We start from the raw sequence: 26,352 nt of genomic DNA on the forward strand, positions 1-26,352 counted from the left end.
TAGGGTATTTTTATATTCTTTAAATTCATACTTTTTCATTGTTATTCTAAGAAATATTGAGGATAATGCCTATGTTTACTGAAGAGAACTGGACAAAATAACTATAGGGTGCTGATAGCACCCTATTATATAATTGATTTAATTTTTATATATACTTAAATTTAAATTAATCCCAATCGATAAATACTACAGGTTTAATTAAATCTTTTGGTTTCTTATCCATTATATCAAATGCTTCTTCAATTTTATCAAATCCATAATATCTATGGGTGATTAGTTTAGTTGTATCAACACGGTTATATTGTATCATGTTAAGAAGTTTCTCAATTCTTAATGCACCACCAGGGCAAAATCCACCACGAATATCTTTATTACTCATGCCAAGTCCCCAAAGATAAGCAGGCATACTCAATGTATCTTTTACATCGAAGAAATTTACATTGGCAATTATACCGCCTTCTTTTGTCATAGCAATAGCTTGAGCAAAGCTATCTTGATTTCCTCCAGCAATAATAACAGCGTCAACTCCACCTTTTACAAGTCCTAAAATTTGCTGAACAATGTCTCCTTCTTTATAGCTTATAACATCTGTTGCACCATATTCTTTTGCAATTTCAATACAGTTTGGCCTAGTACCTACAACAATAATTCTTCCAGCTCCTTTTAATTTAGCTCCAGCTACTGCCATAAGTCCAACAGGACCGATACCTAATACTACCACTGTATCTCCAAAACCAATTTCTGCAAGTTCTACACCGTGAAATCCTGTAGACATCATATCAACAGTCATAAGCGCTGCTTCTGGTGCCATGCCTTCAGGTAATAAAACTAAATTGGAATCTGCATTGTTTACATGAAAATATTCTGCAAAAACACCATCTTTAGAAGATAAAAACTTAAAGCTTCCCATTAATCCAGTATCATGAGCGTTGTATTTCCCCTGTACACCTAAAGCAAGCCAATCAGGGGTACCTGCAGGAACAACCACAATATCTCCTACTTTAAAACGAGTAACCATACTACCTACTTCTACAATTTCTCCAATAGCTTCATGACCTAATATTAAATCTTTCTTTTCACTAGATCCACCATGTAAAACATGAACATCAGAAGAACAAGGAGCAACTGCGATAGGACGTAAAATTGCATCTAAAGGACCCGCTACAGGCTTTTCCTTTTCTAACCATCCTGGTTGATTTATTGATTTCATTCCAAAACCTTTCATAAAGTGCACCTCCTAAAATTGTATTTTATGTGTATAAACAATAACTTATTTTTTTATATCAAATTATACCATACTTATATTGATATCAATACAATTATAATAGTTTTTATAAAAACATATATATTTTGCAAATTAGAAATGTTCATTTGTAGCTATATAAAGATTAATTAGATAGTGCATGATTGAAGATTATACAATAAAGAAATGTGTTGAAGAAGTAGTATTTACATAATTATACTAAATGTTTGAAAGTTAAATTGAAAATCAATATAATTAAATAGGAGTATATAATAAAAAATTAGTTGAATGTTTATAGAAATAAGGAGAAATGTACATTGGAAATAATAAATATATCACCTGAAAATCGAAAACAAATAAATGATTTTATAAGGTCACAGTGGTTTTCTACTGATATGGTTGTTAGAGGAGAAGTCATTGATATGACAATATTAGATGGTTTTGTTGCCGTAGAAAGTGAAAAAATCATTGGATTAGTAACATATGAAATTATTGGTAATGAGTGTGAAATCATGTCATTAGATAGTTTGAAAGAAGAACAAGGTATTGGAACTGCTCTTGTAAATAGAGTTATAGAAATGGCAACTAAAGAAAAATATACAAAAATAAAATTAATTACAACGAATGATAATATTAATGTCATACGATTCTATCAAAAGCGTGGATTTGATATGGTACATATTTATCACAATGCTTTAGAGATTGCAAGAAAGATAAAACCATCAATACCAACGATTGGAGAATTTAATATACCTATAAAACATGAGATTGAATTTGAAATGAACTTATTATAATTTATTTAGGAAGTGTAATTGACTTCCTAAATAAATTATTAAATAATCAGTAATTTTACAAGAGTTTTTTCTAGTTTTAATATTTTTATATTAAATAACTGCATATTATTTAAGTATATCCTTAAGATCCATTAAATTAGAAATTTCATAATTAGGTTTCATTCCCGTTTTATTTGTAATTTTATCAGGATTAAACCAACAGGTATCTATACCAAAATTTATTCCGCCTTGTATATCGGATGTTAAGCTATCTCCTACCATCAATATCTTACTTTTATCAGTATACTTCATGTTGTTTAAGGTCAGCTCAAATATTTTAGAATCTGGTTTTGATACTTGAACTTCCTCAGATATTACTATATTCTCGAAGTATTTTGCTATAGCAGATTTTCTTATTCTATTATCTTGAACCTCTGTAAGACCATTAGTTATTATAGAAAGTCTATAATTTTTATGTAAACTTTCTATAAGGTTCATACTATCATCATATAGGAAGGATGCAAAAGACAAATGCTTCATATATGATTTTGCAAATTCAACCTCATCAAAGTCAATATTTAATTTATCAGATAATCTTTTAAATCTTTCAACTTTTAATTCTTTTTGGGTAATAAGTCCATCCTCAAATTCTTTCCATATAGCTGTGTTTATATCACTGTATATTTTTAAATGATAATTTTCATCATATTCTATATTAAATTCAACCATAGCATTTTTAAAAGCATCTCTTTCGGATTTTCTAAAATCAAATAAAGTGTCATCTGCATCAAATATTATAATCTCGTATTTCATAATAAACCTCCTCATATATATAAATTAATTTAGATTAAATGTATAGATAGATAGCTACAACCTTAAAGAGTGCACAATTCAAAATTCACAATTAAGGATGAAATTAGTTTTAATCAAACTAATTTCTTTAATATGTTTTTTTGTTGGCAATACAATTGCTAGTTTCCCACCTCTGGAGAACGGTTTAATTAATGGAGAATTAAGAATGGACAATTCAGAATTGCAGCTAAAATTAATTTTATAAATTAATTTCTTTAAATAGATTTTTTAATAAAAGTGACTGTGTCACTTTAAAAATAGATCAATTAAAGCTTCTAATATAAATGAAAAGTATCAATAATTCTCCATTCCCAATCGTCAATTCTCCATTGTATAAGGGGACAGTGTATATTGGAGCAAGATCCATTGAATTTAATAGTTCTAATTGTAACATACAAATTCTTTTATAAAAGAGCTTTAGAATATTGAACAATTCAATTGATTTAAACATTTTTATTTAATTTAAGATCTTTTTGTTTATACTTATTATCAATTCTTGCATTAATTATAAGTCCGATAAGAAATAGTGCTCCTCCAATTACCTTACCTTGAGAAAAAATGCCTAGGTATATATAATCTATAACAGCACTTGCAAGCATTTGGCCTATAAAGCGTAGTATAACTACATATACTGCTGGGACTTTAGGAACTATAATGTTAAACATATAAGTTGTTAAAACTCCTATGAATCCTCCTAAAAAATAGGGGATGGGAATAGACTTTATAGAAGAGTAAGATGGCATGGAGTTTATCATAATAGCGCATAATAAAATAGATGATATGGTAGCCATTAAGTAGTTTATAATAACTCCATTTATCATACCTTCTTTTTGAGCAACTTTTCCATTTAACATCATATTTATAACTATTGTCACTCCAGTTAAGAATGATAAGAATATATACATCATATTATCTCTCCTTACATGATAATCATAACTATTATTCCAAGCGAAATTATTGAAAATCCTAATATTTTTTCTTTCTTAAATTTGTTAACTGGCATTCCAAATAATCCAAAATGCTCTACTAAGCTGGACATTACAAGTTGTCCAAATAAAGTTATTCCTATAGTAAGAGTTAATCCTATTTTAGGGATAGATATATTGTTTAAAAGTATAGTTATAACACTTAGTATACCTGGTAGAAAAAACATAAGCGGTAATTTCTTTAAATTTGAAAGTCTATTTTTCTTTATTATAGATATAATTATAATCAATATAAATCCTATTATATGAAATATTAGAGTACTCATATATGGTCCTGTTATATTGGCTAGCATTCCATTTAAAAAAATCATTATGGCAAGTATGGCACCATTTATAAGTGCTAAGTTCTTATACATACATAAATTCCTCCTACACTTTACAATACTATATAAATAAATTACAATATTTCTATGAACTTGAACATGACATATGTCATGTTAGGAGGATCTTATGAGAAGAATTTCAGACAATAATCTTTTAAACTATTATATTGCTAAACATAATATGGAAAATATTTTTGATAAAGATATGTTAAAGTATGCACAACTTCATTTTTATGAAAAAGATGAATATATACTAGAAGCAGAATCTGAACTTCAGTACTATTATTTACTTGTAGATGGAAAAATTAAAATTTCTTATCTTTTTGAAAATGGGAAGTCCATGTTTTTAAAATTTTATAAAGAGTTTAATACTATAGGAGATTTAGAGCTTTTAAAAAATATACCTATAAAGTGCAATATAGATGCAATAGAGGATACTTATCTGGTAGCAATACCTGCAGATATACTTAGGAAAAAATATTTAAATAATATAAAGTTTTTGCACCATTTAATAGATTCCTTAAGTGAAAAACTTTATGCAACTATTAATAATAGCTCCTACAACTTTGTATATCCCCTTATAAATAGATTATCTAGCTATTTAGTTGAGCATATAACAGATAAAGATTATATAATTTTAAGTTCATCTTTTATAGAAATTGCTCAGTTTTTAGGAACAACCTATAGGCACTTAAACAGAACTTTTAAAGAGCTTGAAACAGAAGGAATTATAAAATGTGAGAATAAAACAATATATATATTAGATGAAGATAGACTTCGAGAATTATCTAAAAATTTGTATATAAAATCTCTATAATATTAGAATGCTGTACAATGTATGATTATGTGAAGTAAGTGTTTTATTGACCTACTATATATAGGGTTCCACAATAAAAATTTAACTTATGCATGATTTTAATTCCCACAACAAAAAATCTTTTCTATGAATGAAAAATTAAGAATGAAAGATGAAGAATTATGGTTAAAACTCCACGGCCCAAGCCTTTGCAGTTTTTTAAAAACAAATTTTATTTTAAGAAATTCACCTTTAGTGAATTTTTTCCTGAATTCTTCATTCTTCATTATTAATCCTTAATTTCTAAGGATTTAAGCTGTTTTTATAGAAAATTTATTTTCCAGAGTATATATTAAGTTTTCACATTGTATCCCTATAACGTATTATATTTAATTTGTGCAAAATGAAGAAATGTAATATAGAACATTATCATTTAGGGAGTAATGTGCTTTTGTAGCATGATAGTTTTCAAAGGAGTATATATTCTAATACTTATATACTTAGAGGAAATAGTTTATGATGATAAATATGATTTGATAAAAGAGAATAGCGTTGCTATTCTCTTTTTAACTGATCCTAACTTTTATTTAAATAGGTTTTAATGCAAGTTATTGGTTTAATACTAATATCTATAGGTATATAAGTATTAAGAAATATTATTGGTAAGCTTTAGTATTTCAGATAGCATAAATACTAAAGGAACATACCAATTGAAGACTCTGTTTCTTTATAAAATTTATATCCTACACTACTATAAAGGGATAATGCTCTTTTGTTTGCGCTCCAAACTTCTAATCTTGACTCTTTAATGTCTAAATCTTTTAAATTTTTAAAAGCTCTTATAAGTAGATTTTTACCAATGCCTCGTTTTCGCCATTCTTTTGAGACAAATAAATCATCTACCCAACCATATTTAGTGTTTACTTCATCTTCTTTCACAACAATAACGATATTACCTACAATTTCACCTTCATGTTTAGCTGCTATACTAAACCACTGATTTTCGCTTCTCAATTTCTTTAAATCATTAACAGAATAACCCCAAGTAAATACTTTATTTTGTTTTTCTACCAATTGCATTAACTCATCTTCATCTATAAATTCGAGTTTGGTAAAGTTAATACCATCAATATCTAAAATTTCAAAGCTATCCTCAGTTATCTCTTTTTTTATTACATGCATACCTTCATCATACTTAAAACCTTCTTTAGAAGAATAATATGCTATGTTCTCATTGTTATCTGAAAAACAACAATGATAGACTCTTACATTTAAATCTTTATTCTTCTCTTTTATGACTCGTGAACGCTTCATTATTTCATCAAAGATTTGATCTTTTAATTCAATCTTATTTGTAACATCTGTCACCATAATATCAATATAAATATTTAATCTAGGTCTTTCATATAAATCTGACTCCATAAAAGGCGAAATAACAGCTTTTCCTACTAAATTATTATCTTTATCATAAGCCTCTAACATATCTTCTCTTTCGCTATCTTTAATTATATACATAGAACGTCACCCCCATTTTTAGCGTTATTTTCTAGAATAATTGTACCTTTGATAGATTACATTTATAAATCTATATAATCCATGAATAGTTTAGAAAATTTTCTATATTATACTAGTTAAAACACTTATTTACAAGGTTTTATGTACACATCTTTATAAGAATAATTGACTAAACGATATAATACTGTGTCAGTAAGTAGAAAGAGCACTTTATATACATATATTTACAAATATCTTTAATTCATTTATAATATAGTAAATACATTAAATACTATGACGGAGATAGTAAGTGTTTATTGAAAGTCACAGAGAATCGGAAATGGTGTGAGCCGATACTAGTAGAAAAACATCTGAAAATCCCTCCTGAGTTGTAACCCGAAATCATTAGAATACTCTATGTTAGTAAGGGATGCCGGATTCCTACCGTTAATAAGGACGCATATGTTGGTATGTCGTAATAGGTGGTATAACGAAATTTAGGCTTTCGTCCTGTTATAGGGACGAGAGTTTTTCTTTTTTGTACCACAAAAATCAAAAGTTACTTTAGGAGGTGATAGCTATGATTGGCGATGACATTAGCGATATTTTTTATATAGATACTGCAATAATTAATTATTTTAGGAGTGATGAATATGAAGTATAACCCAGAAATTCCAAGAGCCCGCTATGACAAATCTGGAAATAGAGAGTGGGAACGACTGGAAAAGGATAGATTAGGAGAACTATTATATCATGTACATCTTGATATACTAAAACGATATATCTCTGATTCAGATAATGTTATTGAACTAGGCGCAGGAGCAGGAAGATTCACAAAAGATATTGTGAATATGTCCAAGTCCTTAGTTACGTCTGATTTATCCCCGGTTCAAATTGAAATCAACAAAAGAAAAATGGAGGAGTTGGGGTTAGTTGATAAAGTTCAGAGTTTCAAAATTTTGGATATAACTAATTTGGAAGGCATCGCAGATAACACTTATGATGTTGTTGTATGTATTGGAGGACCTATTAACTATTTATTCGATAAGGAAGAAAATGCAATAAACGAAATGCTGAGAATACTTAAATCGCAGGGCAAGTTGATTCTTGGGTCAATGTCATTAATAGGTGCATTAGTGTACCATTTTGATGGGGTAATATATGAAAAAGGTATGTTCGGAATTGATGCGACAGAATGGCTATTTACCACTGGGATGTAAGATGAAGAGCATTATCCAGTAGAGAGTAAGCATTATGTACACATGCTGACAAGTAAGGAACTTGATGCTTTGTTCGAAGGAAAACAGGTAAAGATTCTGGAAAAAAGTTCTGCAGGGTTATTTATGCATTCACAAGAAGAAACTTTATCCAAAGCAAAACAAGATAAAGAATTTTGGGAACTCCTTATAAGAAAAGAGATTGAATTTACTAAATTACCAGGGACGTTAGACTGCGGAATGAACATTATTTATGTAATCGAAAAGCTATAGGTATTTTATAATATCTACAACTGGAATGCTCTGAATAAACTGTTGCTTTATCAGAGCATTCTTTTTAATTCATAATATAAAATGAAGATAATTATGATTATCGTATTAAATGATGTACTAATAATTCAATAAATAAGATTTAAAGATATTAATGTATATTTTAATACCGTATAACAGCAAGTTTTACGGTGTTTTATTTTACTATAATAAGCTGTAATATATAGATAAACTACGTTAAAACTTTTAGTATTTTAATTCACAATGTAAAGTGCACAATTAAGATGGAAATTATTTTTAATCAAAATAATTTCTTTAATGGATTTTTTAGCTAGCAATACAATTGCTAGTTTTCCACCTCTGGGGAACTTAATCAATTGAGAATTGAAAATGGAGAATTGACAATTGTGGTGGAAATTAATTTTCACAAATTAATTTCTTTAAGTAAATTTTTCAATAAAAGTTATTGCGTCACTTTGAAAAGAAATAAATTTAGAACTTCTCTTATAGAAAGAGAAGTATCAATAATTCTCCATTGTCAATCGTCAATTCTCAATTGTATAAGGGTTCCCCTGAGGTGCAGTATAGCTCGGAACAATACTAATAAATTTAACTAATACTATGGAGAGGCTACATTTGCTAGTGTTTTATTGTAGGGGCGAATAGTGCTCGCCAGTTTTTTTAAATACGTTCTATAGTTTAAGATATATTTAATAATATATGGCGAACACTGTTCGCCGCTACGGTTATGCAGAAATATTATCAAAGGAGAAGTATTATAATGAAAATTGATCGATTACTAGGTATAATAACAGTCCTTTTAAATAATGATAAAGTAAAATCAAAGGATTTAGCTGAAAAATTTGAAGTATCAATACGTACCATATATAGGGATATAGAAGATTTATGTAAAGCTGGAATACCAATAGTAACCTATCAAGGTGGCAATGGAGGTATTGGTATTTCAGAGGGATATAAGCTTAATAAAAATATGTTCACCATTGAGGAGCTTGAAAATATAATGATAGGCTTAAAAAGTATAGAAAGCATATCACATGATAGTAATGTTAAGTTACTTTTAGAAAAGCTTATGCCAAAGGAAGAGGATACTATATCAGTTAGTAACAACATGTTTATAGATTTATCTTCATTTTATAAAACAAGCCTTTCTCAGAAAATAAGTATATTAAAAAAAGCAATTTATAATAAAAGTAAAGTGACATTTGAATATTTCTCCCCTAAGGGAATATCTAAAAGATGTATAGAACCTTATTTTATTACTTTTAAATGGTCTGCATGGTATGTTTTTGGTTATTGTAAATTACGTAAGGATTTTAGACTTTTTAAGCTTAATAGGATGAATTCTGTTAAAGAAAGTGATATAAAATTTACTACTCGTCACATTCCAACTGAACTAACAGAATTAGATAACTATTTTACTAAAGATGAAAAAGTTATTACTATGCTTATAGATCGATCTATTGAGTATGAAGTGGTTGAGAGTTATGGAGTGAATTCATATGAAATTACTGAGGATAACCGTATTAAATTTGATTTGCATTATACTAATCATGATTTTGCCATAAAGTTTATAATGGGACTAGGTGATAAGGTAGAAGTTTTATCACCTAAATTTATAATAGATCAGCTAAAAGTATCTGCAGGGAATATTTTAAATAAGTATAAATGAACATGACATACAGTTGGCAAGTTCACTGTGATATCATATAGAAAAAAGATAGAGAGGATGTTTTTTATATGACAAAAGATTTACTTATAAAGGCTGGAGAGTTAATGGAGAGAGCAGAAGTGGCTACTATTTCATCCATTGATGAAGACGGCTATCCAAGAACTGCTACAATATCAAATTTAAAGGCAGAAGGAATAAATATTGCATGGTTTTCTACAGGGACAAGCTCTAATAAGACTAAGAATTTTCAAAGGAATTGTAAGGCTAGCATTTGTTATAATGTAGATCGTAATAACATTACATTAAATGGTGATATTACCATTATAGAAGATAAAAATATAAAGGAAGAACTTTGGCAAGACTGGTTTATAGAACATTTCCCACTTGGAATTAATGATCCTGAATACTGCATATTAAAATTTGAAACGAAATATATTCAAGTTTGGATTGACAATATATTCGATGATTTAAGATTTCTTAATTAGCAGTTTTAGAGATATTTTGTTATGAGAAAATCTTTAATAAATTAAATGAAAATTTTATGATTTATTATATAGGAGAAATTTTTTTTCAATAAAATATTTTTCAAAATAAGAATGGGGAATCATATATGGATAAAAAAATGATTGGAATGTGTGGTGCCTATTGTGGAGTATGTGAATGGAAGGAAAAAACAAACTGTCCAGGCTGTCAAGGTTGTGAAAGTAAGCCCTTCTGGGGAGAATGTTCAATTGCAAAATGCTCAATTGATAAGGGATATAATCATTGTGGACATTGTTCACAGCTGCCCTGCGAAGGACTGCAAGAGGTCTTTAATAATGAAGAGCATGGAGATAATGGTGAACGGTTAATTAATTTAAAAAATTGGGCAAGTGGCAAAGAAACTTATCTAAAATTAAGGACACTGAATCCAGATAAATAGTAATTTAAATTGAAAGAAAATTCTAAAAAATATACCATATTAACTAAATATATTGATGTATATTTAGTTAAATATGGTATAATTTTTTAGAAGATAATTTTAATTATGAAACATACATATATGAATTTAGGAAGAGGGTTTATGGAATATTCTAACATATTAAATAAAGATGAAAGTAGAAGTGGTAAAATAGCACCTAAGGGTAAGAGTTCACCAGAAGGACAGTATTGTGCAGTGATACATGAATATATATAACCTTAAAGGAGAGTTTTTAATTCAAAAAAGGGCTAATACAAAGGGATTTTACTAGGTGGATTGAATATACATATGGGACGTTGTACATTGTAAGTATGAAGTAATAGTTTTTACATTGTACATAATTTTGGAGGTACAGAAAGGATGGATTTTATAGAGGAAATCGTTAAGTTCATACCAGATAACCAGCAGGAATATAACGACAAAAAAATAATTTTGAATTATATTGACCAGTATAGAGATAATGTTTTGCTAAGGACAAATGAGATTGCACATATTACAAGTTCAGGATTTCTAATGAATGAATCATTAGATAAAGTATTAATGATTCACCATAATATTCGTGGCGTATGGGCATGGACAGGTGGACATGCTGATGGTGATTCAGATTTATTACATGTAGCTATTAAGGAAGCAGGAGAAGAAACTGGTGTATTAAATATGGCTCCTCTATCTAAAAAAATTGCATCTATTGATATTCTTTCGGTTTTTGGCCATAATAAGAGAGGAAAATATGTCAGTTCTCATCTGCATTTATCAATAGCATATATACTTATATGTAATGAACTTGAGAAATTGGTAGTAAAGCCAGACGAGAATACTGATGTAGAATGGTTTGAAACTCAAATGTTTACAGTAGAACATTTTGATGCACATGATGTTTATTTATATGGCAAACTTATAAAAAGAGCAAAACAATACACTAAATGATGTATGTGTTGTCCATCATGTATTTTCTAAGTTAGCACAATATAATGTTTAAAGGTCTTGTCTGTTTTTATGACAAGGCTTTTTCTATATAAAATATATAAAATCTTTAGCTTATTATTTTAGATACCAACATTAAATAAAAAATATTCTGAAAGGATGGATGCTTGTGAGAAATAAGGTTTTAATAGGTGAGATGGCTAAACTTCATAATATATCCGCACAAACCCTAAGATATTATGATAAAATAGGCCTTTTTAAACCTCAACATATAGATTATGAAAATAAGTATAGATACTATGACATTGAGCAGTTTGCTACCTTGGATTCAATACTATTCTTTAAAAAATTAGGGGTTCCATTAGAGGAAATAAAAGATTATTTCCATGATAGAGATTTAAATTCCATGATAAAGTTATTAAAACATCAGGAAAAAATGATAATAAGAGAAATAGAAACCCTTAATAAACATTTAAATAGTATAAGAAGTAGGGTAGAACTAATTGAAAGTTATCAAAATGATGATAGTGCTTATAAATGCTCTATTAGAGAGCTAAAATCTAGAAAAATATCATATTTTAATTTAGAACATCATATTGACACTATAGATTTTGAGTATGGTTTGAAAGAACTATATAAAATACTTAAAGATGATCTTTCACTCTTTAATGGAGTAATAGCATGTATTACGTCAAAGGAAGATATAGAAAAAGGTAACTATAATCATTGTAAAACCGTAGGATTAATATTTGAGGAAGATATAATAAATGGAGAACATCTAAATATTTTACATAAAGGTAAATATGCCACTATTGCATATAATGGAGATAATGATGAATGTGGAAAATATTATGAAGAATTGATGAGATATATAAAAGATAATAAATTAGAAGTTATAGGTGACGGTATATTAATAACTATAATAGATAGTGCTTTTTCCGATTATAAAGGGGAATATATAAAAGAAATACAAATTCCTATTAAAAACTCTTGACATTATAGCTACTATAACCTTTAAAATAACCTTTAGTTGCAATTTTATTTTAAGGGGAGGTAATAATATGAGCAAGAGAGCAGATTTATTAAATGATGATATAAAAAAGATATTTATTAAATATTTAATTCCAAGTATTGCTGGTATGCTTGGAATATCTTTAAATATACTTTTTGATACTATATTTATTGGCCGTGGAGTAGGAAGTGAGGGATTGGCAGCTCTTAGTATTGCTATTCCAATGTATAATGTACTAGGTGCTGTGGGACTTTTATTAGGAATTGGAGGAGCTACAGCAGCTTCTGTATCTATGGGGCAAAAAGAGTATGATAAGGTTAATGAAATATTTACAACTTCTGTTGTAATAAGTATATTTCTAGGACTTTTATTTACTGTTTTTGGTGTAGTATTCGTTGATAAATTATGTTATTTTTTAGGAGCTACAGAAGAAATATTTCCACTAGTTAAAGATTATTTAGGACTATTAATGATGTTTAGTTTTGCATTTATATTATCTCAAATGCTATCAGTATTTGTTCGGAATGATAGAAATCCAAAGCTTGCTATGTGGAGTGTGCTAATAGGTAATCTTTCAAACGTAGTGCTAGATTATATATTTATAATGAAATTAGGATGGGGAATGAAAGGTGCAATAACAGCTACAGTTTGCTCTCCAACAATAACTTTACTTTTATTAAGTCTTCACTTTATAAAAGGTAATAATACTTTAAAAGTAAAAATTAATAAATTTAAATTAAATATTCATACTATAACTAGAATATTTAAAAATGGTACACCAAGTTTTATAATGGAAATGTCAAATGCAATGATAATATTTGCTTTTAATAATGTTATTTGGGGATTAGTAGGTTCTATAGGGGTTTCTGCCTATAGTATAATAGCTAATATCTCATTAATTTGTGCAGCTATATTTTATGGTATAGCACAAGCAATACAGCCAATAATAAGTATAAATTATGGTGCTAGAAAAGAAAAAAGAGTTTATAAATCTTTGAAATTAGCTATTGTAACAGCAGGAATATTTGGAATAATATTTTATTCTATAGGTTTAATTTTCCCTAAATTTATAGTTTCTTTATTTAATAATGAGAACACTGAATTAATGACTATGGCTGTAAGAGGTATAAAACTTTATTTCATGGCGTTCATATTTATGGGATGCAATATCTCTATGGTTTCCTATTTCCAATCAATTGAAAACGCCAGAGCATCATCTATAGTTTCTATTAGTAGAGGTATTATATTTATTTTAATAGGACTTATGATATTACCTAAAATTTTTGGGATTAATGGTGTATGGTTAACAGTACCTTTTGCTGAAAGCATAAGTTTAATAGTATCATTTATATGTTTTAAGAAATTTAAAAAAAGTTACACATTAAAACAAGCAGAAGTAGTAGAAAAATAAGGTGCTAGATTTATCTAGTACTTTATTTTTAAATATAATATTTGTTAATATTATTTGAAAGAGTTATATCATTATTTTTAATTTATAAGATATATTTTTTAAAAGTAGAATGAGTTTAGTAAAAAGTTATATCATAAAAAATTACTGATAGGGTATTTCTCTACTTTTCATTATGAAAATTTCATAAGTTATTTAATATATTTTTAAAATAGAGAAAAATATTATAATTTGCTACTTGAAAAATATTTTGAATTATGATAACATTTTAAATGTTGAAAAGTAAATAGAATAGATTAGGTTCAATTAAAGTAAATATTTTAATTGATTAAAAGGGAAGTTGGGTGTAAATCCCACGCGATCCCGTCGCTGTAAGAGAGGAATTTTCCTAGTTGTGCCACTGAACTTTTGTTTGGGAAGGGTAGGAAAGTGTTGATTCTTTAGCCAGAAGACCTGCCTATATCTAAACACAGTTAAACTACGAGAGATGGTGAGTGTTATTTTGGAATTGTTAAATATACATAATTGATGTATATTTATATTGGCGTATAACTTCTTAATCCTTGTGGTTGAGAAGTTTTTTTACGTATATTTTAAAATCATAACTTAAAATCTTATTAATATAGCATAGATTGAATTTAAGATTATAAAAATATTTATGATTCAATTAATATATGAGATTTATCTTTGGTAGTAAGTTTTTTAAAATAGAAAGAGTCATAAAATTGTAAAGGGGGATAGACATGAATAATAGTTTTTTACCGTTACCTAACTTTAGAATGGGTTTTTTATGGACACTTTTAAACATTAAAAATAGCATAATTGTGGAGTATGGAGCTATAAGTACAGCCCATTATTTAAATTCCATATATGAAAAATTTAATGTTGATAGAGAAGGAGAAGTTTATTGTTGTCAATTAGATGAATCTCAAGTTATTTCTGGAGACATAGAACCGCTTAAAAAAGGAATTTTAGAAATATATGATGATAGAAAACCCGAGATTATTTTCGTAGCCCCATCAATTCTATGTTCAATTATTGGATTTGATGGAGAAGATTTTCTTCTTAAGATGGATGGTAAACTAGAAGGAAAAGTCATCCCCCTATATTTTGGAAAACCAAAAGGAGATTTTTCTTTAGGTATAAGAGAAGCATTGAAAATGCTCTGTAATAAAATTGTAGAGCCTCCTAAGGAGAAAAAGTATATGACTTATAATGTAATTGGATTTACTCCAGATTACTATAATTTTAATAGTGATTTATTAGAAATAGAAGAAATTATGTTACAGGGCTTTGGAATGAAAATACACACAATATTTACAAATGGAAGTTCTATTGAAAAAATAAAAAAAGCTTCTGAAGCAAGCTTTAACATAGTTGTAAGATCTGAAGGAATAGATGCTTCAAAAATACTAAAGAAAAAATATAATATGGAATATATAACCCCATGCCTTTATGGAACCAGTGGTACTTTGAATTTTATTGAATCCATAGAAAAGTTAACAGGAATAAAATGCAATAGTGATTATTTAGAAAAAAGTAAGATTAAATGTAGAGAAGCTCTTGTAAGATTTAAACATCATACAAGAAAGGTAATAAATAATACTAAGTGTTTAGTTACTGGATATTACGATGTTGTAAATGGAATGAGTAGATTTGTAGAGGAAGAATTAGGGCTTGAAGTAGAATCTGTAGTAATAAACCACAATTTAAAAGGCGAATATATAAAGCTTAATGAGAAGATAGAAAGAAAGCTATATGTAAACCCTACAGAGAGTAAGAAAAACGAACTAATAAATAGTAAGACTAACCTACTATTAGGGGATGGAGAATTTATTTATAGTTTAAATGAAGCATCCTCAAAAATACAAATTAGTAGTCCAAATGTGAAAAAAATACTTATATATGATAGAAAACCACTGGTTGGTTTTAATGGAATGAGATTTATAATGGAAGAAATATTGCAAGGAATAATCTCATAAAATTATTTTAATTAAAAGCTAATAATCTTTAATATTATCATAGATATTAAGTGTGACTTAGTATGTTGATAGCTAAGTCACAATTAGTATTCCCTTCTGATATAATAAAAAAATTTTTTCCCGTGGGTGACCACGGTTTTTTTCTTTATTAAATTTATTTAAGTTTTTCATCAATATATAGGAATTATAATTATTTGAAATTATATCAATATCCTATATAATTTAATAGAAAACATTATTTAATTATATGTACAAAGGGGAATATATTATGAGCATAAAGATGATGCATCATGTCTGCATTCAAACAGAAAAGTATAAAGAATCACTTGAATTTTACACTAAGATTTTAGGATTTGAATTAGTTACAGAAACAGCAAATTTTCATAGCAGAGATTTTAATACTTGGTTGAGATTAGGAACATTTATGATTGAATTGCAAACTGGTAGAAAGGGAGAAAAGTTAAATAGCTGGAGTTCATTAAACGAAGGAATAGTACATATGTGTTTTTTAGTTGATGATATTCAAAAAGAATTTGATAGAATAAAAAAGTTAGGTTATAACAATTTCAAGATTAAAGATGGAAAAGAAATTTATAAAGTTGAAGATGGATATCTATTTAAAATTAAAGCGCCGGAAGGTACTGAAATTGAAATGAGAGATATGGACATATAGATAAAAAACTATATTGAAAATTAACTTTATAATTCAATGTAATTACATACTTGAGTATTTCAATTCACAACTTTAAACAATTGACAATGGACAATGGGAAATTGACAATTATGGTTGAAATTATTTTTAATCAAAATAATTTCTTAAATGTATATTCCACCTCTGGGGAACAGTAGTGAAGTCCTTTAGGGTTCCCCTGAGGTGCAGTATAGCTTGGAGCCAAAATCAGTTAATTTGTATTAAAACTTTAGAGATAAGTAATATAATTATAATACTGTTCAATAAGAGGTATATAGTGTTATTGCCTACTGCACCTTAGGGCTTTAGCAATGCCAATTTACACTTTGTGCCTTATAATTTAATATTTATTCAGCAATATATGGCGAACAGTGTTCGCCGCTACAGTTAATCAATTCTTAATTGTGAATTGATTATATAAACTCATTTATTTCATGTAAATTAGAAATTATAATATGTGGTTTTATTTCTGTAGGATTTTTACTTTGATTTTTGTTTAACCATATAGTCTTCATACCTAAATCTAAGGCTGGCTTAATATCACATTTTAAATTATCACCTACCATAATAGCCTCTTTTTCACATGCATTCATTTTTTTTAAGGCTTTTTTAAATATTTCCTCTCTTGGCTTACATAATTTTAGAGAATAGCTAAAGGTGAAATCATCAATTAATTCATACAAATTTGAAATTTTAAAGCAATCAATCATAACCTCATCGTAATAACAAGTATTAGAAATTACACCAACTTTATATCCTTTTTCTCTTATTTCACTTAGTGTTTCATGAAGGTTTTCTTCAAAGTGGAGTTGTTTTTTATATTCATTATAAAATATATGTATTGCTTCAATACACTGGTTAATTGTAAGATTTACATCATAGGTTTTAAGAAACTCATTTAAAAATCCTTCAATAGGATATTCTATAAGATTTTCTTTTCTTAAATTCATAATGCTCATCCATTTATTATAAAATCCCGTTCTGACTTCTTCAAAGCTTATTTTAGAGTGAAATTTATTTAAATATTGAGTTAATTTGTAAAGTCCGACCATATCTTTCTCTTCATCAGAATCACCGTAATGAAAATGTAAAAGAGTATTTCCCATGTCAAAATATATAACCTTAATATTATTAAACATATACCATCCTCCATGATTTAGTAATTATTATAATAATAACATTTTGCAAATAATTAAAAAACTTCTGTGTTGAAGAAACTATAAATTTAAAAATATAATATTATTTAAAAAAGTATTTTAGTATATAAAGAATAATATTTTATTAATAGCGAAAGATAATTTTGTATAAAGTATATAAGGAGGTATTTAAAATTATGAAGATGAAGAATATAATAATATCAGCTTTAGTTGCTCTTTTTATTGTTTCTATAGGTATTCCTGTAATGGCTAGAGAAAAACATAGAGGACCAATATTTATGGGTGAAGTTTTAGAAGTTAATAAAGATAATCAGGGAAATACTATGGTATTGGCAGAAGGATACATAAAAGGACAGAAGGTATATAAAGAAAAATTAATAGCTATAGTTGGACCAGATACTAAAATTTTAGATTGTGAAGGTAAAGAAGTTAAAGAAGGCAATTTTGCAAAAGGTGATGTTGTGTTTATTAGATTAAGTGAAATAATGACTAGTTCAATTCCACCTCAATCACCAGCTCTAAAAATTCAATCATGTAAGCCAGTTAGTTAATATAAATAAATGGAAAAGAGCTTGCAAAAAATCGAAAGTTTTAATCATTTTACGATTTATTAAAACCGAATAAAAATAATCTTAGTATATTAGAAATGATGGATGAATTGGTAAAAAGCCAAGGTATCCATCATTTTTTATTCAAATTATTTAATTATTACATTAATGCTATATATAGAAATAATATACATAATTTTATAAAATATGATACTATATACATAATAAGTAAAAAATAGTAAATGGAGATGATTTTAATTGTTTGAGAGAAAACTTTGCAAACAAATCTTAAGTAGTATTCTCCTATTGGTAATGCTACTGTCCTTTAATTCACCTATAGTATTTGCAGATGCACTAGAACAATTACCAAGTAATAAATCAACTGCTTCTGTATTTACTACTGAGGATAATTTAACTCAATACAATATTAATGTTAAATTTAATGAGCCTAATAAGACATTTACAGCTACTGAAAGTGTTAAATTTACTAATACTTATGGAAAAAATCTAAAATCACTAGTATTTCATCTATATGCTAATTCTTATGGAAGTGTAGAGACAATGCCTAGTATGGGTATACAAAAGGAAAAGCTTGAAGAAGAAGAGATTGATGATATAAACATAACTAAAGTTACTATTGGAAATAAGGAAATAAAATTTACTCAAGATAACCAAATCTTAAAAATTATACCTTCAGCAGATATAAAACCAAATGAAATTGTAGATATAAAAATAGATTTTACACTTAAATTACCTATGAGCCAAAATAGATTAGGATATTACAATAAAGTTTATTCTGTTACAAATTGGTATCCAATAATATCTATTTATGATAGTGAAACTGATACTTGGGATGAAAATCCCTTCCATCCTGTAGGAGAATCCAATTATAGTGATATAGCAAATTATAAAGCTTCTATAAATGTTCCAGGCAATATGGAATTGGCTTCTACTGGTATAACTAATTCAAGCAAAAAAGAAAAAGATGGTACTAAAACTTATGATATTATAGCTGAAAAAGTTAGAGATTTTGTATTTATTATGAGTCCAGAATTTAAAGTTATTACTAAAGAAGTAGACGATATAACAGTTAATAGCTTTTATATTTATGATGGAAATGAAAATACTACTAAAAATGCTGAAGAATTACTAAATTTAACTATAGATGCATTAAGTTTCTTTGGTAAAAACTTTGGTAAGTATCCATATAAGGAATTTGATACTGTGGAAACCTATGTACAGGGATTTGCTATGGAGTATCCTCAATTAATTCAAATGGGGAAATATAATGTTAATTCTGCGTTTACAGAAGAATCAATGGTTCATGAAGTAGCACATCAATGGTGGTATGTAACTGTAGGTAACAATGAATTTAAAAATCCTTTTTTAGATGAATCATTAACAGCTTTTTCTACTGCATATTATTTTGAAAAAACTCAAGGTAAATATTCACAGCATGGTATAGCACTTAGTTTAAGAGATAGGATAGATTATTTTAAAGATATTTCAAGTCCGATAAATTCATCTGTAAATGAAATAAATCCAAGAGAATGGGGCAAAACAGTTTATGGCATGGGTGCATTAGTATTTGAAAATCTTAGACAAAAGGTAGGAGAAGAAAAATTTTTAGAGATAATAAGAACTTATTATAGTGAAAATACATTAAAAAATGCTACCTTGGATTCACTTTTAGATGTAATTGAAAGAATTGGTGGACAAGCAGCAAAGGAACAAGTGTTATCGAATATCAATTCTAAAGATTTTTATCCTGAAAATCTTAAATTAAATGAAACTGAATTAGCTGAACTTGGGGAAATGAAGAAAGAAGGAAGCAAAGAAAGAAGAGAGGGGGCTAAACAATATATTAATTACTTAAGAAAAGAAGGAAAAGATAATTTTGGAGCATTTCTTGTACAAGCTTTAGATAATTATGATGTATATTTAGTAAAGCCTTCAAAATCAAACATAGCTAAAGAAGATATGGGTAAGCTTAACGCAATGATAAATACATTAAAAATGACTCTAGAAGATGGCTTTGGATTAAATGTTATAATCAAAGAAGACAAAGATATGACAGAGAATGAGCTTAAAGAAAAGAGTTTAGTATTTATTGGAGATAATAATGAAAATACAGCACTTAACCTTATTATAGACAAGCTTCCTATAGATTTTTCAAAAGAAGAAATTAAATTCAATGATGCTACTATAAAAAATAATAACATATCAGGAATGTTAGTTTCTAACACTTCAAAAAATAAAAACAATAATGTTTTAATTTTCTTAGGAATAGATAAACTTGAAAGTTTTAATTTATTAAATGGTGCTGATTTTTATGATAAACAATTTATTTTAAACTTTAATGACAAAACTTTAAAGGGAAATTATGATAAATAAAATTTAAAGATAAAGATATGTATTTTCTATAATGTTATTATAGGATACATATCTTTATTTTATTAAGAAATATCTATAGGTTTAATATATATTTGTATATTAAAGTATTTATTATAATAAATTAAAGATATAAGCTAAAAGATTATAATATAGAGGTGGATTTTATTGATTAGCACAATAATAATGGCTTTTGTTTCTTTTATTAGTACCAACATTGATGACATATTTATACTTATGATATTTTTTTCAGAAACAAGTGATGTTATGAAGACTCATCACATAGTTATTGGACAATATTTAGGGATTGGAGCATTAATTATAATAAGTATTATAGGATCATTAGGAGTATCTATAATTCCATATGAATATATAGGTATTCTTGGATTTGTACCAATGTATTTAGGGATAAAGGCATATGTGGATTATAAGAAAAAAAGTAAAAGCGAGGAAAATATAGCCTATCGACAAGTTAAAGACATTGAGAATAATAAATTTGAAGAAATAACTAATACTGAAATTAGGGAGCAGAAAACTTTCAGTAGAAGATTTATTAATTCAGCTGTTATAAAAGTGTTTAGTGTAACTTTTGCTAATGGTGGAGATAATATTGGAATCTATATACCTCTTTTTACAAGGATGGATTTAGTAAATATTATAGTAACAGTAATAATTTTTATGTTCTTGATAGGAATATGGTGTTTTATTGCTCTAAAACTTTCAAAGCATCTACTTGTGCAAAAATTTATTGAAAAATATAGGCATATTTTTGTTCCAATAATATTTATAATGTTAGGAATTTTTATTTTAATAGATAGTAAAACTTTAGCTTTTATTTATAAAAAGATATTTTAATATAACTATCTAGCTTGATATTTAGTTATAGATTGATGAATTTTATACTATCACTTACAGATATTAGGCCACTTAATTGTATGTTATTTAATAAGATGACATACAATTTTTTTATTTAGTAGGATAGTTCAATAGAGTTTACATATTAAAAGATGCCATAAAATGTACATAGCTTTATTCATAAAAATGTATCATAGTATAATACATACTGTGATTTAACTTAAGAAGTTTTCATCAAAATATGGAAAGAGAAAAATAATTTAGAGTTATTATATAAAAAATAATTTAAATAAAACTTTGAACTTTTTGATGATAAAAACAGTTATATAATGTGGGGGAAGATAAGAGAAAGGAGGTTTCACTTTGAGTGATGAAAAGTTGATAAAAGAAGCACAAAATGGAAATAAAAGTGCATTAAATAAACTAATTTTAAATAATTATAATATTTTATCAGGATATGTTTTAAAGCTAACAGGAAATGCAGATGAAGCCTCTGATATTATAAATGACACTGTGGTAAAGGTTGTATTGAATATAAAAAAATATAAACCTACTGGAAAGTTTTCTACTTGGATGATTACTATTGCAACTAATATTTATAGAGATAGTTTAAAAAAGAAAAAAAGATTTGTATCTATTGAAAATTATGAGGAAATCTCAAAAGTAGATATAGAAGAAGAAATTATAGCTAAATTGAATTATGAAAATATATTAATGTTATTAAAAGAACTTCCTAAGGAAAAAAGAGCAGTGTTTATATTAAAGCATTATTATAACTATAAATATGAAGAGATAAGTGAGATTTTAAAGTGTCCTATAGGTACAGTAAGATCTAGACTTCATTATTCTGTTAAATATTTAATGAAAAGATTGGAAGGAGGTAATAATCAATGACTAGAAAAAAATTAGAAGAAAATATTATAGATAAATATTATAATGAGGAATTTGATAATAAAGTCATAGAAGACAACGCACTAGAAGTAATGGAATTGGAGCAAAAATTAAAAAAACTAACTTCAACTATAAAAATAGCAGATGATGAAAAAATAAATGTAAACATACTAGAAAATATTTTAAAAGGTGAAGAAATAAAAAATAGAAAAAAAGAAAAATGGGAGCTATTAATATTCTTGTGTACTTGCATATCAATTATATCTATAGGAGTATTTACCTCTATAATCCTTCCAAATTTATTTGAAATTTATTTGATCTTAGCAGTAATTGTATCACCCATTATACTAGTATTTATATCCATTAAACAAATAAAAGGAAGTGAATCTAATGGATAATAAAATTATTTATATATTTCTTTTTATAATACTTATTATACAAGGAACATGGGTTTTTAGAGATGCAAGAAAAAGAGGAAATAAATATTATTGGTTTTGGGGCCTATTATGTTCTTTTAACATTCCCACAAATTTAATGCTCTATTTAATAGTAAGAAAGAGAATTGAAAAGAAGAAAATAGAAAAAAATAATTAATTTTTGATTTTAAAATTGAAATATTATTTAGCTAAAATATACTAGTATATAAAATAAATATGCAAATTAATGCTTATCCAAGTTGGATAAGCATTAATTCGTTGTCTATAGATTTATAAGGTTATAAATTGAAAATTTATATAAAAAATATTGAAGAAGTTATTATTAAAATTACATAGCAAAATTTAGGAAGAAAAACTATTAAGTTATAAGTATAATTTAAATATAAGAAAGCCTTTAAGCATTTTAATGATTTCTTAAAGGAAAATGTATATTGTAAATTATATATTGAATGGGGAGAATAATAATGGAAAAGATGATAAATTCTATAGGAAATAGGGAAATAAAAATTATAAAAGCTGGTATAGAACATTATAATGAGATATCTTTCTTAGGGAAGAAAACCTTTGATGAAACTTTTGGACATTTATTTAAGCCAGAAGTATTAGATAGATATCTACAGGCAACATTTAATTCTGAGAAAATCAAATCAAGTTTGAGCAAAGAAAATAATCATTTTTTTATAGTATATTTGGATAATAATCCTGTTGGATATGCTAAGATAAAAGAAAATTCTTTCTATGACGAGATAGATGACGAAAATCAATTACAGTTACAAAAAATATATATATTATCACAATACCATGGGCTCGGTATAGGACTTGAATTTATGAAAACTTGTAAAAAGTTTTTTAAAAAATTTTCTCCTGCTACAGTTTGGTTAACTGTGCTTGAAAGTAATATAAAGGCTATAAATTACTATAAAAAATGCGATTTTAGAGAAACAGGGAAATATCATTACAGCTTTGAAGATTCAAATTTTACATATGATGTTATGAAGTTAAAAGTATAAATTATTTAGACTACGAAAGAATATATCTAATAAAAGTGAGGTGGAGTGATGAATAGTAAAAAAATAGCAGGTGAAAAGGCAGTTGAATTTATTAAAGATAACATGATTGTAGGACTTGGAACCGGATCAACTGTGTACTATACAATTGTAAAATTATCTGAAAGAGTAAAAGAAGGACTAAATATTAAGGCGGTTTCTACCTCTAATTCCACTACTAAGCTTGCTGAATCATTAGGAATACCTATAATATCTCTTAATAAAGTAGATTATGTTGATTTGACCATAGACGGTGCAGATGAGGTTGATGATCTGTTAAATGGAATAAAAGGAGGGGGAGGCGCATTATTATATGAAAAATTAGTTGCCAACTCATCAAAAAAGGTGATATGGGTAGTTGATAAAAGTAAAATGGTAAAGTCTTTAGGTAAATTTCACCTTCCTATAGAGGTAGTTCCATTTGCATATCGGCAAATTTTTAATAAATTAAAGGAGTTAGGTCTAAGCCCTGTTATTAGAAAAAATGATAATGGTTATTATGTTACTGATGGACAGCATTATATAATAGATTTATTTATACAAAAGATAGAAGATCCTTATAAATTAGAAAAAACCATAAAAATGATTTCTGGAGTTGTGGATACAGGATTATTTCTTGATATTGCTGATATGGTTATAGTAGGAAGAGAAAATACAGTTGAAATTATAAATAAATACAATTAAAAAATATAGGTATAATTATAAATTTAAATAGATATATTTAATATAGTTTAGTGTATAATAATCTTAAACAATTAATGTATTGAGAGAATAAAATTTATAATTAGGTGTCTAAAGTAAAATATCTAGTGAAAGATGTTATCAATATTCTATGTAAGATAAGGGAATAGCTTATATTCATAAGATGACTATAAACAGGCTATGATAACATAGAGTGATATAAAATAGATTATTATACTCACAAGTTATTTTTATAAGATGCCTTGAGGGTATGAAGATATCTAAACAATAACATGTATTATATTTGGAGGTGCATTTATGTTAAATTTTGTTTACAGCATACCGACTGAAATATTTTTTGGTGAAGGAAAGATAAAGGTCTTAGGTAAGGAAATAAAGAAGTATGGAAATAAAGTTCTTTTAGTTTATGGTGGAGGAAGCATAAAAAAAACAGGACTATACGATAAAATTACTAATATATTAAAAGAAAATAATATAGACTTTCTAGAACTTGCAGGGGTAGAACCCAATCCTCGTATTACCAGTGTAAGAGAGGGGATCAAGCTTTGTAGAGAAAATAATGTAGATTTCATCCTTGCAATAGGAGGAGGCAGTGTAATAGATTGTTCTAAATTTATTGCAGGTGGATATTATTATGATGGAGATCCATGGGATTTCTTTATTGGTAAGGGAGATATTACAAAAGCATTGCCATTAGCTTCAATACTTACTTTATCTGCAACTGGTTCTGAAATGAATAGGGGAGGAGTTATAAGTAATCTTGAAACTAACCAAAAGCTTGCAGCAGGACATCCAGCTCTTTCACCTAAATTTTCAATTTTGGATCCAACTTATACTTACACTGTGCCAAAAAATCAAACAGCAGCAGGGGCAGTAGATATTATGAGCCATATATTTGAAGTTTATTTTACTCCAACAAAAACTGCATTTCTTCAAAATAGAATGGCAGAAGGATTATTAAAAACAGTTTTTCATTATGGACCAATAGCATTTAATGAACCAGAAAACTATGAAGCACGAGCAAATTTAATGTGGGCATCAAGTCTTGCTATTAACGGTTTATTGAGTTATGGAAAGGATACAAACTGGTCAGTACACGACATGGAACATGAACTAAGTGCGTTTTATGATATAACTCATGGAGTAGGATTAGGTATATTAACTCCTGTGTGGATGGAATATATTTTAAATGAGGATACTGTAGATGATATTGCTGAGTATGGAATAAATGTATGGAATTTAGAAGCTGATAAAGATAAATATAAAACTGCTAAGGAAGCTATAAATAAAACAAGAGATTTCATAAAATCTTTAGGTATCCCTATGACTTTAAGAGAAGTGGGAATAGGAAAAGATAAATTAGAAATTATGGCTAAGCAATGCGCAGGGGACGGAAAAGTAGGAAATTATCCGCCTCTAACTTCAGAAGATATATTAGAAATATATAAAAGAGCACTATAATATTATAATGGAAATCAGTAATTACTGCTTCTTAATTTTTACTACTAAAAGATAACTATAAAAATTGAAAAGCTAACAAATAAAAGGCTATTGATGTTGTATCAATAGCCTTTTATTGTAAGAGGATTTTAGAATAAGTTGTAGAATATGGAATATGATAAATGAATATATATATTTATTTACAAAATACATGCAAATAATACAAATTTTTTGGAATACAAAGAATTGATGACAATGGAAAT

Annotated in this window: 27 protein-coding genes and 1 riboswitch; of the genes, 21 read left to right on the top strand and 6 right to left on the bottom strand. The window is 27.1% G+C overall.

Features of this window, described 5'->3' with window-relative positions; all coding sequences use genetic code 11:
• Positions 1-166: 166 nt before the first annotated feature.
• Entirely contained in the window at positions 167-1,225 is a 1,059-nt protein-coding gene (locus tag ACWPW7_RS07745; protein ID WP_454053042.1) for an NAD(P)-dependent alcohol dehydrogenase, read from the bottom strand.
• 302 nt (positions 1,226-1,527) lie between these two features.
• Here ACWPW7_RS07745 and ACWPW7_RS07750 point away from each other — a divergent pair, with 302 nt between their 5' ends.
• Entirely contained in the window at positions 1,528-2,037 is a 510-nt protein-coding gene (locus ACWPW7_RS07750) for a GNAT family N-acetyltransferase (RefSeq protein WP_454053043.1), read from the top strand.
• Positions 2,038-2,142: 105 nt separating this feature from the next.
• Here the strand turns inward: ACWPW7_RS07750 and ACWPW7_RS07755 are convergent, their stop codons facing one another.
• The 3 genes from ACWPW7_RS07755 to ACWPW7_RS07765 form a co-directional block, all read right to left on the bottom strand.
• Entirely contained in the window at positions 2,143-2,829 is a 687-nt protein-coding gene (locus tag ACWPW7_RS07755; protein WP_454053044.1) for a YjjG family noncanonical pyrimidine nucleotidase, read from the bottom strand.
• A gap of 482 nt (positions 2,830-3,311) precedes the next feature.
• Positions 3,312-3,776, bottom strand: a complete 465-nt coding sequence (locus tag ACWPW7_RS07760) for a DMT family transporter (protein WP_454053045.1) — start codon at positions 3,774-3,776, stop codon at positions 3,312-3,314.
• An 11-nt stretch (positions 3,777-3,787) separates the two neighbouring features.
• Positions 3,788-4,210 (bottom strand): DMT family transporter, encoded by a 423-nt coding sequence (locus tag ACWPW7_RS07765; RefSeq protein ID WP_454053046.1) that lies wholly within the window; start codon positions 4,208-4,210, stop codon positions 3,788-3,790.
• A 94-nt stretch (positions 4,211-4,304) separates the two neighbouring features.
• On the opposite strand from ACWPW7_RS07765, the gene ACWPW7_RS07770 reads away from it, so the two are divergent.
• Complete coding sequence (locus tag ACWPW7_RS07770; protein ID WP_454053047.1) at positions 4,305-4,994, top strand: Crp/Fnr family transcriptional regulator; 690 nt, start codon at positions 4,305-4,307, stop codon at positions 4,992-4,994.
• Positions 4,995-5,666: 672 nt separating this feature from the next.
• Here ACWPW7_RS07770 and ACWPW7_RS07775 read toward each other — a convergent pair.
• A complete protein-coding gene (locus tag ACWPW7_RS07775; RefSeq protein ID WP_454053048.1) occupies positions 5,667-6,488 on the bottom strand; it encodes a GNAT family N-acetyltransferase in 822 nt (273 codons plus the stop codon).
• 632 nt (positions 6,489-7,120) lie between these two features.
• Here ACWPW7_RS07775 and ACWPW7_RS07780 point away from each other — a divergent pair.
• From ACWPW7_RS07780 to ACWPW7_RS07825, 10 genes are all read left to right on the top strand, one after another.
• Entirely contained in the window at positions 7,121-7,687 is a 567-nt protein-coding gene (locus ACWPW7_RS07780) for a class I SAM-dependent methyltransferase (protein ID WP_454053049.1), read from the top strand.
• A gap of 123 nt (positions 7,688-7,810) precedes the next feature.
• Positions 7,811-7,957 carry a hypothetical protein gene (locus ACWPW7_RS07785; protein ID WP_454053050.1) on the top strand — a complete coding sequence of 49 codons (147 nt, stop codon included), beginning with the start codon at positions 7,811-7,813 and terminating at the stop codon, positions 7,955-7,957.
• 778 nt (positions 7,958-8,735) lie between these two features.
• Positions 8,736-9,644: a helix-turn-helix transcriptional regulator gene (locus tag ACWPW7_RS07790; protein ID WP_454053051.1), complete on the top strand. Its 909-nt coding sequence runs from the start codon at positions 8,736-8,738 to the stop codon at positions 9,642-9,644.
• 68 nt (positions 9,645-9,712) lie between these two features.
• A complete protein-coding gene (locus ACWPW7_RS07795) occupies positions 9,713-10,129 on the top strand; it encodes a pyridoxamine 5'-phosphate oxidase family protein (protein ID WP_454053052.1) in 417 nt (138 codons plus the stop codon).
• Between the two features lie 125 nt (positions 10,130-10,254).
• Positions 10,255-10,566 (top strand): DUF3795 domain-containing protein, encoded by a 312-nt coding sequence (locus ACWPW7_RS07800; RefSeq protein ID WP_454053053.1) that lies wholly within the window; start codon positions 10,255-10,257, stop codon positions 10,564-10,566.
• 399 nt (positions 10,567-10,965) lie between these two features.
• Entirely contained in the window at positions 10,966-11,532 is a 567-nt protein-coding gene (locus tag ACWPW7_RS07805; protein WP_454053054.1) for an NUDIX hydrolase, read from the top strand.
• A 166-nt stretch (positions 11,533-11,698) separates the two neighbouring features.
• The gene (locus ACWPW7_RS07810) at positions 11,699-12,523 is read left to right on the top strand and encodes a MerR family transcriptional regulator (protein ID WP_454053055.1); all 825 of its coding nucleotides are present in this window, start codon (positions 11,699-11,701) and stop codon (positions 12,521-12,523) included.
• Positions 12,524-12,590: 67 nt separating this feature from the next.
• Positions 12,591-13,952 (top strand): MATE family efflux transporter, encoded by a 1,362-nt coding sequence (locus ACWPW7_RS07815; protein ID WP_454053056.1) that lies wholly within the window; start codon positions 12,591-12,593, stop codon positions 13,950-13,952.
• 278 nt (positions 13,953-14,230) lie between these two features.
• Positions 14,231-14,425: riboswitch (cobalamin riboswitch) on the top strand.
• A gap of 267 nt (positions 14,426-14,692) precedes the next feature.
• Positions 14,693-15,931 (top strand): nitrogenase component 1, encoded by a 1,239-nt coding sequence (locus tag ACWPW7_RS07820; RefSeq protein WP_454053057.1) that lies wholly within the window; start codon positions 14,693-14,695, stop codon positions 15,929-15,931.
• Positions 15,932-16,199: 268 nt separating this feature from the next.
• Positions 16,200-16,604 carry a VOC family protein gene (locus ACWPW7_RS07825; RefSeq protein ID WP_454053058.1) on the top strand — a complete coding sequence of 135 codons (405 nt, stop codon included), beginning with the start codon at positions 16,200-16,202 and terminating at the stop codon, positions 16,602-16,604.
• A gap of 431 nt (positions 16,605-17,035) precedes the next feature.
• On the opposite strand, the gene ACWPW7_RS07830 is transcribed toward ACWPW7_RS07825, so the two are convergent.
• Positions 17,036-17,761 carry an HAD family hydrolase gene (locus ACWPW7_RS07830; RefSeq protein ID WP_454053059.1) on the bottom strand — a complete coding sequence of 242 codons (726 nt, stop codon included), beginning with the start codon at positions 17,759-17,761 and terminating at the stop codon, positions 17,036-17,038.
• A gap of 194 nt (positions 17,762-17,955) precedes the next feature.
• Here ACWPW7_RS07830 and ACWPW7_RS07835 point away from each other — a divergent pair, with 194 nt between their 5' ends.
• From ACWPW7_RS07835 to ACWPW7_RS07875, 9 genes are all read left to right on the top strand, one after another.
• Entirely contained in the window at positions 17,956-18,330 is a 375-nt protein-coding gene (locus ACWPW7_RS07835) for a hypothetical protein (RefSeq protein WP_039636775.1), read from the top strand.
• A 255-nt stretch (positions 18,331-18,585) separates the two neighbouring features.
• Complete coding sequence (locus tag ACWPW7_RS07840; protein ID WP_454053060.1) at positions 18,586-20,721, top strand: M1 family metallopeptidase; 2,136 nt, start codon at positions 18,586-18,588, stop codon at positions 20,719-20,721.
• A gap of 165 nt (positions 20,722-20,886) precedes the next feature.
• A complete protein-coding gene (locus tag ACWPW7_RS07845) occupies positions 20,887-21,573 on the top strand; it encodes a cadmium resistance transporter (protein WP_454053061.1) in 687 nt (228 codons plus the stop codon).
• A 363-nt stretch (positions 21,574-21,936) separates the two neighbouring features.
• Positions 21,937-22,467 (top strand): RNA polymerase sigma factor SigY, encoded by a 531-nt coding sequence (sigY, locus tag ACWPW7_RS07850; protein ID WP_454053062.1) that lies wholly within the window; start codon positions 21,937-21,939, stop codon positions 22,465-22,467.
• Positions 22,464-22,862, top strand: coding sequence for a hypothetical protein (locus ACWPW7_RS07855; protein WP_454053063.1), 399 nt, complete (start codon positions 22,464-22,466; stop codon positions 22,860-22,862). The genes sigY and ACWPW7_RS07855 overlap by 4 nt, the downstream gene beginning before the upstream one ends.
• Positions 22,855-23,058, top strand: a complete 204-nt coding sequence (locus ACWPW7_RS07860; protein ID WP_454053064.1) for a sigmaY antisigma factor component — start codon at positions 22,855-22,857, stop codon at positions 23,056-23,058. Before ACWPW7_RS07855 ends, ACWPW7_RS07860 begins: the two co-directional genes overlap by 8 nt.
• Before the next feature lie 307 nt (positions 23,059-23,365).
• Positions 23,366-23,911 (top strand): GNAT family N-acetyltransferase, encoded by a 546-nt coding sequence (locus tag ACWPW7_RS07865; protein WP_454053065.1) that lies wholly within the window; start codon positions 23,366-23,368, stop codon positions 23,909-23,911.
• Positions 23,912-23,959: 48 nt separating this feature from the next.
• Positions 23,960-24,631: a ribose-5-phosphate isomerase RpiA gene (gene rpiA / locus ACWPW7_RS07870; protein WP_454053066.1), complete on the top strand. Its 672-nt coding sequence runs from the start codon at positions 23,960-23,962 to the stop codon at positions 24,629-24,631.
• A gap of 315 nt (positions 24,632-24,946) precedes the next feature.
• Positions 24,947-26,110, top strand: coding sequence for an iron-containing alcohol dehydrogenase (locus ACWPW7_RS07875; RefSeq protein ID WP_454053067.1), 1,164 nt, complete (start codon positions 24,947-24,949; stop codon positions 26,108-26,110).
• Positions 26,111-26,352: the final 242 nt, after the last annotated feature.

The sequence above is a fragment of the Clostridium sp. Marseille-Q7071 genome, from assembly GCF_965112025.1.

Excerpts from the sequence above, each read along its gene's own strand:
- ACWPW7_RS07745 (WP_454053042.1), bottom strand. The coding sequence starts at position 1,225 with ATGAAAGGTTTTGGAATGAAATCAATAAATCAACCAGGATGGTTAGAA.
- ACWPW7_RS07755 (WP_454053044.1), bottom strand. The coding sequence starts at position 2,829 with ATGAAATACGAGATTATAATATTTGATGCAGATGACACTTTATTTGAT.
- ACWPW7_RS07760 (WP_454053045.1), bottom strand. The coding sequence starts at position 3,776 with ATGATGTATATATTCTTATCATTCTTAACTGGAGTGACAATAGTTATA.
- ACWPW7_RS07765 (WP_454053046.1), bottom strand. The coding sequence starts at position 4,210 with ATGTATAAGAACTTAGCACTTATAAATGGTGCCATACTTGCCATAATG.
- ACWPW7_RS07770 (WP_454053047.1), top strand. The coding sequence starts at position 4,305 with ATGAGAAGAATTTCAGACAATAATCTTTTAAACTATTATATTGCTAAA.
- ACWPW7_RS07775 (WP_454053048.1), bottom strand. The coding sequence starts at position 6,488 with ATGTATATAATTAAAGATAGCGAAAGAGAAGATATGTTAGAGGCTTAT.
- ACWPW7_RS07780 (WP_454053049.1), top strand. The coding sequence starts at position 7,121 with ATGAAGTATAACCCAGAAATTCCAAGAGCCCGCTATGACAAATCTGGA.
- ACWPW7_RS07785 (WP_454053050.1), top strand. The coding sequence starts at position 7,811 with ATGCATTCACAAGAAGAAACTTTATCCAAAGCAAAACAAGATAAAGAA.
- ACWPW7_RS07790 (WP_454053051.1), top strand. The coding sequence starts at position 8,736 with ATGAAAATTGATCGATTACTAGGTATAATAACAGTCCTTTTAAATAAT.
- ACWPW7_RS07795 (WP_454053052.1), top strand. The coding sequence starts at position 9,713 with ATGACAAAAGATTTACTTATAAAGGCTGGAGAGTTAATGGAGAGAGCA.
- ACWPW7_RS07800 (WP_454053053.1), top strand. The coding sequence starts at position 10,255 with ATGGATAAAAAAATGATTGGAATGTGTGGTGCCTATTGTGGAGTATGT.
- ACWPW7_RS07805 (WP_454053054.1), top strand. The coding sequence starts at position 10,966 with ATGGATTTTATAGAGGAAATCGTTAAGTTCATACCAGATAACCAGCAG.
- ACWPW7_RS07815 (WP_454053056.1), top strand. The coding sequence starts at position 12,591 with ATGAGCAAGAGAGCAGATTTATTAAATGATGATATAAAAAAGATATTT.
- ACWPW7_RS07820 (WP_454053057.1), top strand. The coding sequence starts at position 14,693 with ATGAATAATAGTTTTTTACCGTTACCTAACTTTAGAATGGGTTTTTTA.
- ACWPW7_RS07825 (WP_454053058.1), top strand. The coding sequence starts at position 16,200 with ATGAGCATAAAGATGATGCATCATGTCTGCATTCAAACAGAAAAGTAT.
- ACWPW7_RS07830 (WP_454053059.1), bottom strand. The coding sequence starts at position 17,761 with ATGTTTAATAATATTAAGGTTATATATTTTGACATGGGAAATACTCTT.
- ACWPW7_RS07835 (WP_039636775.1), top strand. The coding sequence starts at position 17,956 with ATGAAGATGAAGAATATAATAATATCAGCTTTAGTTGCTCTTTTTATT.
- ACWPW7_RS07855 (WP_454053063.1), top strand. The coding sequence starts at position 22,464 with ATGACTAGAAAAAAATTAGAAGAAAATATTATAGATAAATATTATAAT.
- ACWPW7_RS07860 (WP_454053064.1), top strand. The coding sequence starts at position 22,855 with ATGGATAATAAAATTATTTATATATTTCTTTTTATAATACTTATTATA.
- ACWPW7_RS07865 (WP_454053065.1), top strand. The coding sequence starts at position 23,366 with ATGGAAAAGATGATAAATTCTATAGGAAATAGGGAAATAAAAATTATA.
- rpiA (WP_454053066.1), top strand. The coding sequence starts at position 23,960 with ATGAATAGTAAAAAAATAGCAGGTGAAAAGGCAGTTGAATTTATTAAA.
- ACWPW7_RS07875 (WP_454053067.1), top strand. The coding sequence starts at position 24,947 with ATGTTAAATTTTGTTTACAGCATACCGACTGAAATATTTTTTGGTGAA.